12 protein-coding genes are annotated in these 13,621 nt (G+C 67.8%); 8 read left to right on the top strand and 4 right to left on the bottom strand.

Features of this window, described 5'->3' with window-relative positions; all coding sequences use genetic code 11:
* Positions 1 to 19: 19 nt before the first annotated feature.
* Positions 20 to 853: an amidohydrolase gene (locus QTI04_RS18335; RefSeq protein ID WP_286616894.1), complete on the bottom strand. Its 834-nt coding sequence runs from the start codon at positions 851 to 853 to the stop codon at positions 20 to 22.
* Between the two features lie 133 nt (positions 854 to 986).
* On the opposite strand from QTI04_RS18335, the gene QTI04_RS18330 reads away from it, so the two are divergent.
* The 7 genes from QTI04_RS18330 (at position 987) to QTI04_RS18300 (ending at position 9,034) form a co-directional block, all read left to right on the top strand.
* A complete protein-coding gene (locus QTI04_RS18330; RefSeq protein WP_286603533.1) occupies positions 987 to 1,658 on the top strand; it encodes a response regulator transcription factor in 672 nt (223 codons plus the stop codon).
* A gap of 109 nt (positions 1,659 to 1,767) precedes the next feature.
* A complete protein-coding gene (locus QTI04_RS18325; protein ID WP_286616892.1) occupies positions 1,768 to 5,247 on the top strand; it encodes a response regulator in 3,480 nt (1,159 codons plus the stop codon).
* Positions 5,244 to 6,095 carry a protein-glutamate O-methyltransferase CheR gene (locus tag QTI04_RS18320; protein WP_286616890.1) on the top strand — a complete coding sequence of 284 codons (852 nt, stop codon included), beginning with the start codon at positions 5,244 to 5,246 and terminating at the stop codon, positions 6,093 to 6,095. Before QTI04_RS18325 ends, QTI04_RS18320 begins: the two co-directional genes overlap by 4 nt.
* The gene (locus QTI04_RS18315) at positions 6,092 to 6,697 is read left to right on the top strand and encodes a chemotaxis protein CheB (protein ID WP_286616889.1); all 606 of its coding nucleotides are present in this window, start codon (positions 6,092 to 6,094) and stop codon (positions 6,695 to 6,697) included. Before QTI04_RS18320 ends, QTI04_RS18315 begins: the two co-directional genes overlap by 4 nt.
* Positions 6,687 to 7,892: a hybrid sensor histidine kinase/response regulator gene (locus tag QTI04_RS18310; protein ID WP_286603528.1), complete on the top strand. Its 1,206-nt coding sequence runs from the start codon at positions 6,687 to 6,689 to the stop codon at positions 7,890 to 7,892. The genes QTI04_RS18315 and QTI04_RS18310 overlap by 11 nt, the downstream gene beginning before the upstream one ends.
* Before the next feature lie 96 nt (positions 7,893 to 7,988).
* The gene (locus QTI04_RS18305) at positions 7,989 to 8,345 is read left to right on the top strand and encodes a response regulator (RefSeq protein WP_286616888.1); all 357 of its coding nucleotides are present in this window, start codon (positions 7,989 to 7,991) and stop codon (positions 8,343 to 8,345) included.
* Positions 8,342 to 9,034 (top strand): hypothetical protein, encoded by a 693-nt coding sequence (locus QTI04_RS18300; protein WP_286603526.1) that lies wholly within the window; start codon positions 8,342 to 8,344, stop codon positions 9,032 to 9,034. The genes QTI04_RS18305 and QTI04_RS18300 overlap by 4 nt, the downstream gene beginning before the upstream one ends.
* A gap of 4 nt (positions 9,035 to 9,038) precedes the next feature.
* Here the strand turns inward: QTI04_RS18300 and QTI04_RS18295 are convergent, their stop codons facing one another.
* The gene (locus QTI04_RS18295) at positions 9,039 to 9,242 is read right to left on the bottom strand and encodes a hypothetical protein (protein WP_286603525.1); all 204 of its coding nucleotides are present in this window, start codon (positions 9,240 to 9,242) and stop codon (positions 9,039 to 9,041) included.
* Between the two features lie 203 nt (positions 9,243 to 9,445).
* Between QTI04_RS18295 and QTI04_RS18290 the strand changes: the two genes are divergently transcribed.
* A complete protein-coding gene (locus QTI04_RS18290; protein WP_286616886.1) occupies positions 9,446 to 10,522 on the top strand; it encodes a hypothetical protein in 1,077 nt (358 codons plus the stop codon).
* A gap of 10 nt (positions 10,523 to 10,532) precedes the next feature.
* Here the strand turns inward: QTI04_RS18290 and QTI04_RS18285 are convergent, their stop codons facing one another.
* Positions 10,533 to 12,530 carry a hybrid sensor histidine kinase/response regulator gene (locus QTI04_RS18285; RefSeq protein WP_286616884.1) on the bottom strand — a complete coding sequence of 666 codons (1,998 nt, stop codon included), beginning with the start codon at positions 12,528 to 12,530 and terminating at the stop codon, positions 10,533 to 10,535.
* 82 nt (positions 12,531 to 12,612) lie between these two features.
* On the bottom strand, positions 12,613 to 13,614 hold the full coding sequence (locus tag QTI04_RS18280) for an ABC transporter substrate-binding protein (protein ID WP_286616883.1): 1,002 nt from the start codon (positions 13,612 to 13,614) through the stop codon (positions 12,613 to 12,615).
* Positions 13,615 to 13,621 lie beyond the last annotated feature (7 nt).

The raw sequence follows: 13,621 nt of genomic DNA, 5'->3' as shown, positions 1-13,621 counted from the left end.
GCGGATGCGAGTCAGCGCCTCAGTCATCCCATGCCACAAGGCGTCGAGGCGATTCCCACCACAGCTTGCGGCGGTCGGCGTCGTCCGGAAAAAGTTGTTTGATCAGGGCCAGCTGCAGCCCATAGTCGATGCGTTCCGTCGCGCGAAGGTAGGGCCAGTCGGACCCCCACATGCAGCGATCGAGCGTGAACGCGTCGGCCAGCGCGTGCACGAACGGCCACGTGTCCTCATGCGGATGCGCCTTCTGCGAGAACTTCGCGAAGCCCGACAACTTGACGAACGCGCGCCCGGAGCGACCGAGTTCCAGCAGCGTCTGGAAGCCCGGCTGATGCAGGCCCGCATCGGGATGCGGCTTGCCGCAATGGTCGATGACCAGGCGCACATCGGAGCCATCGAGCAGGGGCATCAGAGCGGGGAGCTGGTCCTTCTCGACTTGCACCTGCAGCAGGAGATCGAGTTCGCTCAGCTTGTGAAGCAGTTCGCCGGCAGACAGGTAGAAGTCCACACCCAGAAAGGACGGATTGAACGCGACGCCGACGATGCCCCGCGCCTTCAGTCCCGCCAGCGCATCGAGCGAGACGTCGTTGTCCACCACGGCGATGCCCTTGAAGCGGCCCGCGCTGCGCGCAATCGCATCGAGCAGGCACCGGTTGTCGGTGCCGTAGCCGGAGTTGGGACCCACCACCAGCGCGTGGCGCACGCCGTAGGCATCCATCACCGCCATGAACAGATCGGCCGACCCCGATTCCTGGCCGTTCGGGCGATAGTGCGTGGCCGCCGCGTAAGGAAACCGGCTGGGGTCGAAGATGTGATTGTGGCAATCGATCTTGGGCTCTTCGAAGATGGTCGTCATGGGAGTTCGAGTGAGTGGCGTCGTGCCGTGCCTACCATGCCTGCCGACGGCGCGCAATCGGCCATGGGTCCGGGATACGTGTTCGTATGATGCACTCGGCGGCAACGAGGCCGCAGGATCAGCGAAATCGAACATGACACTTTCCAAGGATGGCGCTTCCGGTCACCAGGATGCAGAGACGCTCGTGATCCGCGTGGTCGATGACGACAGCGCATTCCGGCGCGCGGTATGTGGCCAGTTGATGACGGCCGGCCACACGGTCCGGGACTACGGTTCCATCAGCGAGCTGCTCCGTCAAGGCATCGGCGACGAGCCCGGCTGCCTGATCCTCGACCTCCACATGCCGGGCCCCGACTGGCTCGACCTGCAGGACGTGGTCACGCGCAGCGCCGAGCCCCTGCCGGTCATCGTGCTCACGGCCAAGGCCAGCGCGCACGACACCCTGCGCGCCATGAAGGCTGGGGCGGCGGACTTCTTCCTCAAGCCGGTGGATCAGGAAACGCTCTTCGGCGCCGTGACGAACGCGCTGACCAACCATCTCTCCCGACGCCGCGTGCTTCAGCAGATCGCGGCGCTGAAGGCGCGCTACGCCACGCTCACGCCGCGCGAACGCCAGGTCGCGGCCATGGTCGTGGCAGGCGCCTTCAACAAGGAGATCGGCACGGCGCTCGGCACCGCGGAACGCACGGTGAAACTGCATCGCGCGAACGCGATGGAAAAAATGGGTGCGCGCTCACTGCCGGATCTGGTGCGTGCATTCAGCGAACTGGACTCGGGCTCTTCGGGGCGTGCCGCCTGCGGTTGAACGCGCCGACCGCGCGGCGGCTTCACGTTCGCGGCCTTATCCGACAGGGGGACGGTCCAGGCTCTGGCAGTCTCGGAGGCTTTTGCCTCCTTCGACGACTGACCGCTTCATGAACACTCCCTCCGCGATCGACCCCGAGGACTTCCAACGCCTGCTCAGCCGCAACCTGAAGCTGCCGCTCGCCGGCGGGATCGTCGGCGCCGTGGTCTTCGTCGCGCTCATCGCGTACCTGCTGTCGGTGATCGGCTGGGTGGAGCACACCGATCGCGTGACTCGCGCCGCGAGCGAAGTCCAGCGCCGCAGCATCGATCTCGAAACCGGGATGCGGGGCTTCCTGATCACTGGCGACGAGAGCTTCCTGGAGCCGTACGAAAGCAACCTGCCGCGTATCAAGAACGACCTCGGTGCGCTCAAGACGCTGGTGGCGGACAACCGGGCGCAGGTCGAGCGGGTCGATCGCATCGCCGCGCTGCAGGACGCGTGGAATCAGTTTGCGCGCGAGATGATCGAGTTGCGCCGCAGCGGCGGCGACTACCAGCAGCCGGTCCGACTCGGCCGCGGCAAGCGGATCACCGACGAGATCCGGGCCGAGTACAACGCCTTCAACGACACAGAGCAGAACCTGCGCTTCGAGCGCAACGGCGAAGCCAACCGCACCAGCCTGGCGATCGTCGCGCTGTTCGTGCTCTTCACGCTGATCACTACCGGCCTGCTGGCCTACTTCGGCCGGCGCCAGCTGATGCGCCTGTCCGAAGGCTATGACAACGTGCTGCGGGAGCAGGCGGCCCATGCCGGCACGCTGCAACGCCAGGCCTGGCTGCGCGGCGCGCAGACCGAGCTGGCGGGCGAACTGGTCGGCGAGCTCAGTGCGCAGGAGATGGGACGCAAGGTACTCGCCTTCTTCTCTCGCCGTGTCGACAGTCCGGTGGGCGCGCTCTATGTGCGCGAGCGGCACGGCGCGTTGCGCCGCGTCGCGAGCTACGGTTTCTCGAGCGAGGCCGAAGCTTCGCCGCAAGTCTTCGCGCCGACCGAAGGCCTCGTGGGACAGGCGGCCGCCGAGAAGCGCCGCATGCTCATCGAGCCGGTGAACGCCGACTACCTCAAGGTCAACTCGGGCCTCGGCGAGATGCCGCCGGCCGCCGCCCTTGTGCTGCCCGTGGCGAACGACGGCATCGTCAACGGCGTGGTCGAACTCGGCCTTCTGAAGCCGCCGGGCGAGGAAGCGAACCAGTTGCTCGATCTGGTCGCCGGCAACATCGGCAGCTCGATCGCGGCGGTGCGCTACCGCGAACAGTTGCAGGACGCGCTGGCCGAGACCCAGCAACTCAACGAAGAGCTGCAGGTGCAGCAGGAGGAACTGCGCACCGCCAACGAGGAACTGGAGGAGCAGTCGCGCGCACTGCGCGCCTCGCAGGCCACGCTGGAGAACCAGCAGGCCGAGCTGGAGCAGACCAACAGCCAGCTCTCGGAGCGCACCGAGGCGCTGGACCTGCGCAACGCCGCATTGCGCCGCGCGCAGCGCGACCTCGAGGAGCGGGCCGACGAGCTGCAGCGCGCAAGCCGGTACAAGTCGGAATTTCTCGCGAACATGTCGCACGAGCTGCGCACGCCGCTCAACAGCGCGCTGATCCTCGCCAAGCTGCTGGGTGACAACCCGCAGGGCAACCTCAGCGCCGAGCAGGTGAAGTTCGCGGAGTCCATCTACGCATCGGGCAACGACCTGCTGGTGCTGATCAACGACATCCTCGACATCGCGAAGGTCGAGGCGGGCAAGATGGAAGTCGTGGCGGAGGAGGTCGCGACCGAGAAGCTGGCTCACAGCCTGGAGATGATGTTCACGCCGCTGGTCGAACAGAAGCGTCTCAAGTTCCGGCTCGACCTGCGGTCCGATGCGCCGGCCACGCTGGTCACCGACCGGCAGCGGGTCGAGCAGATCCTGAAGAACCTGCTGTCGAACGCGCTCAAGTTCACCGACCACGGTGAGGTGGTGTTGACCGTGTCCGGAGTGCCCGGCGGCGGCGCGGCCTTTGCGGTGAGCGATACCGGCATCGGCATCGCCGACGACCAGCAGGACGTGATCTTCGAAGCCTTTCGCCAGGCCGATGGCACGACCAGCCGACGCTATGGTGGCACCGGCCTGGGCCTGTCGATCTCGCGCGACCTGACCGAGTTGCTCGGCGGAACGCTGGCCGTGCGCAGCGATCCCGGCGCCGGCAGCACCTTCACGCTGGAACTGCCTGCGCGCGCCCCTCAAGCGAAGGAACATCCGGCCGATGCGAACGCCAGTCCCGCCCCGTCGGCCGCGCGTGCGCAAGCCGGCTTGCCGTCGGCGCCGCCCGCGCCCGTCACGGCGGTCGTCCCGGCGCCGCAGTTCGCGGACGACCGCTCCTTGCCGCGCGACCAGACTCGCCGCGTGCTCGTGATCGAGGACGAGCCGCAGTTCGCTCACATCCTCTACGACCTCGCGCATGAGCTCGGCTACCGTTGCCTGGTCGCACACGGCGCGGCCGATGGCTTCAGCCTCGCGACGCAGTTCGTCCCCGATGCGATCCTGCTCGACATGCGCCTGCCCGACAGCCCCGGCCTGGGCGTGCTGCAGCGACTGAAGGACGATCCGCAGACGCGCCACATTCCCGTCCACGTCGTCTCCGCGGCGGACAGCTCGGAAGCCGCGATGCACATGGGCGCGATCGGCTATGCGCTCAAGCCCACGTCGCGCGATCAGCTGATGGAGGTGTTCCGCAAGTTCGAGGACAAGCTCACGCAGAAACTCAAGGCCGTGCTGCTGGTCGAGGACGATGCCCTGCAGCGCGAAAGCGTGGTCAAGCTCATCGGCGACGACGACGTGGTCATCACCGCCGTCGAATCGGGCGAAGAGGCACTGGAGCTGCTGCGCACGCGCGTCTTCGATTGCATGATCACCGACCTGCGGCTGCCCGACATGCAGGGCTCCGAACTGCTCAAGCGCATGGCGACGGAAGAGATCGTCTCTTTCCCGCCGGTCATCGTCTACACCGGCCGCAACCTCACGCGCAACGAGGAGGCCGAACTGCTGCGCTATTCGCGCTCGATCATCATCAAGGGCGCGCGCTCGCCCGAGCGGCTGCTGGACGAAGTCACGCTGTTCCTGCACAAGGTCGAGGCGGACCTGTCGAGCGAGCGCCGGACCATGCTCAAGACCGCGCGCGGACGCGACCGCGTCTTCGAGGGCCGGCGCATCCTGCTGGTCGACGACGACGTGCGCAACATCTTCGCGCTCACCAGTGCGCTGGAGCAGCGCGGCGCCATGGTCGAGATCGGCCGCAACGGCCGCGAGGCGCTGGAGAAGCTCGACCAGGTGCGCGACATCGACCTCGTGCTGATGGACGTGATGATGCCGGAGATGGATGGCCTCGAAGCCACCCGCCGCCTGCGTCAGGACCCGCGCTTCGCGAAGCTGCCGGTGATCGCGGTCACCGCCAAGGCCATGAAGGACGACCAGGAGCAATGCCTCGCGGCGGGCGCCAACGACTACCTCGCCAAGCCGGTCGACCTCGATCGCCTGTTCTCGCTGCTGCGGGTGTGGATGCCCAAGATGGAGCGACTGTGATTCCCGGCGCACCGCCCCCACCGCTGCATCCGCCGAGCGACACGGACATCGAGCTGCGTCTGCTGATGGAGGCCATCTATCTCAAGTACAGCTACGACTTCCGCAACTACACCGGCGCCTCGCAGAAGCGGCGCGTGCTGTACGCGCTGGCGCAACTGGGGCTGCCGAGCATCTCGGCCCTGCAGGACAAGGTGCTGCGCGAGCCGGCGATGTTCACGCGGCTGTTGCAGTACCTCACGATTCCGGTGAGCGAGATGTTCCGCGACCCGGGTTACTTCCTGGAACTGCGCCGGCAGGTCGTGCCGATGCTGCACACCTATCCGTCGCTCAAGGTGTGGGTGGCGGGCTGCAGCACGGGCGAGGAGGTGTTCTCGCTCGCGATCCTGCTGCGCGAGGAAGGCCTGTTGGAGCGCACGCAGATCTACGCGACCGACATCAATCCCTCGTCGCTGGAGAAGGCGCGGCAGGGCATCTTTCCGCTGGAGGCGATCAGGCTCTACACGGCCAACTATCAGCGCGCGGGCGGCTTGCGGGCCTTCTCGGACTACTACACCGCGGCCTACGACGCCGCGCGCTTCGATCCATCGCTGTGCGTGGACGTGGTCTTTGCCGACCACAGCCTTGCGACCGATGCGGTCTTCGCCGAGACGCAACTCGTGTCCTGCCGCAATGTGCTTATCTACTTCAACCGGCAACTGCAGGACCGGGCGCTGGGCTTGTTCCACGAGTCGCTCTGCCATCGCGGCTTCCTGGGGCTCGGCGCGAAGGAGAGCATCGATTTTTCAAGCTACGCCGATCGATTCGATGTGCTGTCGCGCGGTGAACGCATCTTCAGAAAATTGACATGAAGCAGGAGCAATCTTCCGTCATGGCTCGCAAGACGCTGGCCGTCGTGATCGGCGCCTCCGCCGGCGGCGTCGACGCGCTGATCGCGTTGCTTGCCGACCTGCCTGCGCAGTGGCGCCTTCCGGTGGCGGTGGTCATCCATCTGCCCGAGGGGTACGAAAGCCGGCTGGCGGAGGTCTTCAGGCACCGGCTGCCGATCCCCGTGTTCGAAGCCGCGGACAAGGCGCCAGTCCAGGCGGGCACGCTGTACTTCGCGCCGCCGGGCTACCACCTGTCGATCGAGCGCGATCTGAGCTTCTCGCTGAGCTGCGAGCCGCCGGTGCTGCATTCGCGGCCGGCGATAGACGTGCTGATGAGTTCGGCCGCCGACGCCTTCGGGCCTTCGCTGGTTGGCGTGCTGTTGACGGGAGCCAACGACGACGGCGCCGAAGGGCTGCTGCGCATCCACCAGGCGGGCGGCCTGACCATCGTGCAGGACCCGGCCGAGGCCGAGATCCCGACCATGCCCAACGCGGCCCTCGGTGCCCATTCCCCCGATCACGTGCTGCCACTGCGCGACATTCGCGCGCTCCTACTGCAACTGGATTCCGCCCATGCCCATTGATGTCGAAAGCAAGTTGCTGATCGTCGACGACCTGCCGGAGAACCTGCTGGCGCTGGAGGCGCTGATCCGCGGCCCGGCGCGGCGGGTGTTCCAGGCGACGTCGGCGGAGCAGGCGCTCGCGCTGCTGCTGGAGCATGAGTTCGCGCTCGCGATCCTCGATGTGCAAATGCCGGAGATGAACGGCTTCGAGCTCGCGGAGATGATGCGCGGCACCGAGCGCACACGGCACATTCCGATCATCTTCGTCAGCGCGGCCGGCCGCGAGATGAACTACGCCTTCAAGGGCTACGAGAGCGGTGCGGTCGACTTCCTGCAGAAGCCGCTGGATGCGCATGCGGTGAACAGCAAGGTGTCGGTCTTCGTGGACCTGTACCGCCACCGCAAGGCGCTGCGGCACGAGATGGACGCGCTGGCCGAGGCCAACCGCCAGCAGGAAGCGCTGGTGCAGCAGCTTCAATGCGCCCAGCGCGAACTGGAGCGCGCCGTGCGCATGCGCGACGACTTCATGTCGATGGTGTCGCACGAACTGCGCACGCCGCTCAATACGCTGTTCCTCGAAACGCAGGTGCGCAAGCTGCATCTCTCCAAAGGCAACATGGCGCCATTCGGGCCGGAGCGGCTGCCTGCGATGATCGAACGCGACCAGCGCCAGATCCAGAACATGGTGCGGCTGATCGACGACATGCTCGACGTCACGCGGATGCGCAGGGGCGCGCTCTCGATCCGGCCCAAGCCAACGGATCTCGCGGCGCTGGCGCGCGGCGTGGTCACGGACCTGGCGCAGCAGGCGGAGGCTGCCGGCTCGGTCGTCGAGTTGAAGGCGCCCCCACGCATCGAGGGCGTCTGGGACGATTTCCGCATCGAGCAGGTACTCACCAACCTGCTGACGAATGCGCTGCGTTATGGCGGCGGCAAGCCGATCGAGGTCATCGTGGCCGAGGCCGGCGACACGGCGCTGATGACTGTGCGCGACAACGGTATCGGCATTGCCGCGGAGGACCAGGAGCGCATCTTCGAGCAGTTCGAGCGCACGGACGACAGCCGCAAGCACGCACCCGGCCTCGGGCTCGGTCTCTACATCACGCGGGAAATCGTGCGTTCGCACGGCGGGGAGATCCGCCTGGAAAGCGCCCAGGGCCTGGGCGCGGAGTTCCGCGTGACGCTGCCTATGCGTGTGGCGACGACGCCCTGCTGACGACGGGCCGGCGTGCGCAGGGTGCGACCGTGTCCTACATCGCACAGGCCGGGTGCAGTCCGATACTCTGAAACTTTGGCTCAGGGAGATTTGGAAGTGAACGTTCTGATCGTTGACGACAACGAGGCCGCGGCGGACCTGCTGCAGGAACTCCTTGTTCTGCAGGACCACAAGGCGCGTTGCACCTACTCCGGTCAGCAGGCCCTGGACGTTGCCGCCAGCGAAGTCTTCGATGCCGCACTCGTGGACCTCACGCTGCCGGACTTTCCGGGCACCGAAGTGGCGCGGCGACTGCGCGCCAGTGCACGGGGCGAGCCGCCGCTGCTGGTGGCCATCTCCGGCTATTCGGCCGACGAGGCCAGTGCCAGTGCCGGGCTGTTCGACCACCATTTGCAGAAGCCGATCGACTTCGAAGTCCTCGATCGCATCCTGACGCGAGCCGCCGGCGGATGAAGGCTTCACCCGGCGCGCGCAGCTGGATGGCCGCCGGCGTGCGGCACGAGTTGCTGACGCGCGCGCTCCCGGCCCTGCGGCACGACATGGCCGCGCCGGTGTCGGTCATCCGCATGGGCATCCTGCTGCTGAAGCGCCAGGTGACTGCGGCGGAGAATCCTGATGCGGCCGCGTGGGGGGAGCGGGTCGCGCTGATCGAAAACCAGGTCAGCGCACTCGCCAGCGGCGTGCGCTCACTGCGCGACTGGGAACTCGCCACGCACGACGAAGGCATCAAGCGCAGCGAACTCGTCGCGCAGTGCACGGCGCTGATGCGCGTGGCTTTCGACCTCCATGGCGTCGCACTTCATATCGGTGAAGACCTGTCGCCCGAAGAGGACGAACCGAGCTTTCCGTCAGGAGCGGCCCTGCGCTACATGTTCCTCGGTGCGCTGGGCTATCTGCACGACAGCGTGCCGCATGTGGGCGCGATCGACGTCGAGGCACATGGCGCCGATGGGTTGCGCTTCTCGGCCACGCCCGGAGAACCGGCAGCGGCCGATCCGGTGGCCGGTGCCCACAGGGCGCCGCGTGCGTTGGCGATCGATGCCATCGCGCTGCAGTCGCTGGCCGACGGGCTGGGCTACGAAGTCGCGGTCGAGCCCGATGCCGTGCGCTTCGCGCTGGTGACGGGCCAGGCGTCCGCCTGAGTTTTCATTTCCCCTGCAGCGTCGCCGCCATGGTGGACGCCGCTGTCCGGCCTTCGCATTCCGCCACCATGCGAATGCTCTGCTTCACGCTGCCCGTCATCTTTTCGTTGAGCTGATTCCAGCCCCGGTACATCGGCACGACCACCAGCCAGCCGATGCCGATCACGCCGCCGAGCGCGCCCATGTACTGCCAGTGCATCGGTTCCATCTGTCGTCTCGTCCTTCCTCGTGCGCTGCGTCCACCGTTCAAGAGATGTGGAATCCTAGCAACGGGTAGCGGCCCGGCCATCCTCCATTTTGAGGGGTAAAGGTACATATTGATACATAAATGATTCGTCTAGGCTACATTTCGGCCTCGGAGAGTCCGGCGCCTGCCGGTCGATGTGTGACACAACGAATTGCGAGGGCTTGATGAAGGATCTGACGAAGGCCTGGGTGGCCGCTGCGTTGATGGCTGGCTTGGCGGGTTGTGGAGGCGGAGGGAGCGGTGGCACCTTCGCGCCGACGGATGGCGGAGGTGCCAAGGCGACCCCCGACGCCCGGAACGGCGACTTCAAGTTCTTCGCGACGAACGGCTCTCGCCAAGTTCTCAAGATCGACTTCGACCAGCTCACCTACACCGTGACGGACAGCGCCGGCGGATCGAACTCGGGCACCCTGGTCAAACCGTCGGCGCCGACGGGGCGCTATGGCATTTCGAATGCCCGCATCACGACGCAGGCCAACACGTCCGGGCTGTTTGCCTTCAATGACACGGTCGTCGGCGCGATTCCGCTGGCGGTGCCGAACTCGAACCCGGTGAGCTACGCCGCGTACCCCTTCATTGCCTCACGCGCGCTCGTGACGACGCAGGCGAACCTGGACGGCGTCTACAACCGCTTCCGTGTCGATTCGACGCCCACGGGACGTGACTCCTTCATCGGGCAGGTCCGCATTTCCGGCGGTGGCACGACGATGACGCAATGCGTGGACAGCGGGATCTATCGCGTGGAGAAGTGCCCGGCTGCATCCGTCAACGTCAGCACGATCACCGCAGACGCCGAGACCGGCATGTGGGGGCTGACCGGCTCGGACGGCACTTTCCTCGGCCGCTTCGCGATCGCCCGCGTCGAGGGCGAGAACGTATACCTGTCGGCAGGCGGGTCGCCGACCGCCGGTGCGGGCAATACCGTCTTCGCCATCGGCTTCCCCGAAGCGTCGAGTTGGAGTGCGTTCAACGGGGTCGGCGGATCGACCGGCGGCACCATGGACACCGTCGTCGCTTCTGCGACGAGCTTCTCGATCACGTCGACGGCCCCGGAGACCGGCACCCAGACCTCGGCGAACTTCACGCTGCATGCCATGGGCGCGGATGGCCCGCTCGGCATGCGCAGTTCGGACGGCCCCGGTGGCTACTTCTTCATGCGCATGGGCAAGCTCGAAGCCATGGTCGGCGCCCGAAGCAACGTGAACACCGCCGGCTTCCTGCACCTCGGCGTGGTGAACTGAAGACGCCCCTTCAGGCCGGAACCGCAACCCGCCGCGTCGACAACAGTGCGCGCAGCTTGGCCGGTGCGACCGGCTTGGTGAGCAGCATCACACCGCCCTGGCGCAGGCGCTGCAGGATCTCGGGTCCGGTGGCGCCCGACACCAGCACGGCGAGCGCGTCGGGCTGAAGCCGGCGCGTGGCGTCGATGACCTCCATGCCGTCATCGTCACCGGCCAGTTGCAGGTCGCACAGCACCACGTCGAAGTGCGAGCCGGCTTCGCCGAGCCGGACGAGCGCTTCCGCGCGGCTGGGCGCGCACTCGACTTGGCAGCCCCATTGTTCGAGCAAGGTGCGGCTGCCGTGGAGGATCGCCGGGTCGTCATCGACGACAAGGCAGCGCACGCCGGCCAGCGGCGCCGCCGCCACCGGTTCCGGCGCGGGCGGCGACACCTCGCGCGGGTTGGCTGCCGGAAGTTCGATCGCGAAGGTGCTGCCCGCCTGCAGCGCCGAGCGCAACGTGATGCGCGTGCCGAGCAGGGTGGCGATGCGCGCGCAGATCGCGAGGCCGAGGCCGAAGCCCTGGCGACGATCGCGCTCGGTGTTCGCGACCTGGTAGAACTCCTCGAAGATGCGCGCCTGGTGGATGGGCGCGATGCCGACACCGTTGTCGCGCACTTCGATGCGAACGGAGCCGCTGCTTCGGCGTGCCGCCACCAGCACCGTGCCGTCGGCTGGCGTATGGCGGATGGCGTTGCTGACCAGGTTGCCGATGATGCGCAGGAGCAGCGCGGCATCCGTGCGAACCGCCAGGCCGCGGTCCTCCCACATCAGGCGCACGCGCGCGGCGGCCGCCGGCGCGGCGTGTTGCGCGTCGAGCTGGTCGAACACCGTTGCCAGCGACACGCTCGCGATGGTGGGCGTCAGCACCTGCGCATCGAGCCGCGAGATTTCCAGCAGGTCGTCGAGCAGCAGCGTCATGAACTCGGTGGCCTCCTGCAGCCGCAGCACGGCGGGGCGCTGCGCCGGCGTGGCAGTCGGCAGCAGGCCGTCGATGAAGAGGCCCATGGCATGCAGCGGCTGGCGCAGGTCGTGGCTCGCGGCGGCCAGGAAGCGGGCGCGGGACAACGCGGCCTGCTCGGCCTCGGCCATGCGCTGCAACGCGACGGCTGTGGCTTCGCACACCCGCTCCTCGCTGATCTGGCGGTTGCGCTGCAGGCGCTCGGCCAGGCGGTTGATGTCGTGCGCGAGGTTCGCCAGCTCGTGCTGGGCGCGCCGTGCGCCGCGGTCGGGGTCTCCGTCGTCTCCGGCCAGCGTGACGACGTTGCAGCGCGCGTCGAACTGGCCCGCCTGCAGGGCGGCCACGGCGCGCGAGATGCGTCGCAGCGGCTGGGCGACGGCGCGTGCAGTGTGGCGAACCCAGGCCCAGGCGACCAGCAGGGCGATCATCGCGATGCCGATCCCGGCCATCAGCGAGCGCGTACGTTCGCGATCGTAGGCTGTGGTGTCGCGGAAGGTCTGCACCAGGCCGATCGGCGTCTCGCCGGCCGCGGTCGCGCCTACCGGCGCGAAGGCCGAGGCGCGCGAGGCTTCGCGCAGCGTGACCGGTGCGGTGAACATGCGCAGCTTCGCGAGCGGTGCGGTCTTCGGGCCGGCCGTCACGTAGACGCCGGCACTGTTGCTGATCTCGACGCGCGTGACCTGCCCGCCCCTCAGCGCTGCGTTGGCGACGTTCTGCAGCGCGGGCAGGTCGCCGGCATAGAGGCTCAGGTCGGACATCGCGGCCACCTGGCGTGCGACGGCCTGGCCTTCGGCGTCGAAGGCGGATTCGAGCGTGTCGAGCCGGCTGTTCGTGAACCAGCCCGTGAGCGCCAGCGCCACCGCCGCGCAGGGCACCACGCCGAGCCGGAACAGATCGCGCTGCAGGCTCCCGTCGACCACGAGGGCGCGGTCGTCGGCGGCAACCGGCGGCGTGGATGGTCGCACGGCCGAAACGGCAGGTGCGATCAGGCGATGTGTCGGAGCTGTCATTGGTGCCCCCACGCTCGGCACTTCGTGTCCTCGCTGCCCCCCGAGGGGGTGCGACCTTGCTTGGAGCGGTCCTGCGCGGCGGTCATCGGATGGCGGTGACCCGCTCCGTGAGTTCGCGTTCCTCGGGCAGCCGCATGCCCAAGCCGCGCGCCACCGTGGGGTTGACCCGCACCGTCGAAGGCGTCGCGCACTCGACCAGCACGCCGCCCGCGGCGGAGTTCGAGGCCAGTTTCAGGCCGAGCACCCGAGCCTGCTGGGCCAGTTGCGTCGGCGTGGAAACCGCCGCGGCAAGCCCGCCGGAGCGAACCAGCCCGTCGCTGGTGCCGAACACCGGCAGCCCGGCGCTGGCGCCGGCGCGCAGCACGGCCAGGGTCGCGGGTTGGCTGTCGCCGATCAGGTCGGGCAGCACCATCAATGCATCGCTGCGCGGCACCAGCCGCCGCAGCACGGAGGCCAGCGCCTTCGCGTCCGGCGCGTATTCCACCTGCAGGTCCCAGCCAGTGGCGGCGCGCTGCAGTTCGCGCACCATGGGTTCCGATTCGGTGGTGGCCACCACGCCCAGCCGGCGCCGTTGCGGCATCACGGCGTCGATCAACGCGATCTGGTCGGCCATGGCGGGCTCGCGCAGCAGCACGCCGGTCCAGCGGTCCGGGCGCCGCAGGGCGGGGTTGCCCTTGAGGCTTTCGTAGTCGAGGCGACTCAGCATCGCGAGCACGAGCGGGTCCTGGCCGGGGCGCTCGATGGCGGTCCGTGCCGCATCCACGCCGACCGCCATCGTGATGGGCATGTCCGCCGGCGCGACCCGGGCGCCGCGCGTGCGCATGGCGGCCGCCGCGTGGTCTTCCTCTACGCTCTCGCTGGCCGGCCGGCCCGCCACCAGGTGGATCAATTCCACGCGGCTACCCGCTTCCTGCGTTTCGCGCAGCTGGCGAACGAATTCCGTGTGGGCTGCGCTTTCGTCGGCCATGAGCACCGTGATCACTGCCGCCGCTGCGCCGGTGCCGGGCAGCACTGCGCAGGCGAGGCCCATGGCCACAGTGGCGCAATGCCTTCGAAGCAGTAGAGAGAAACGATTGGCAAACATGGACTGC

Origin of the sequence: Variovorax sp. J22R115, from assembly GCF_030317005.1 — a bacterium.
Lineage (GTDB): Bacteria > Pseudomonadota > Gammaproteobacteria > Burkholderiales > Burkholderiaceae_C > Variovorax.
Note: the sequence above shows the minus strand (reverse complement) of the source record. Positions and strands in the feature narration are given on the sequence as shown.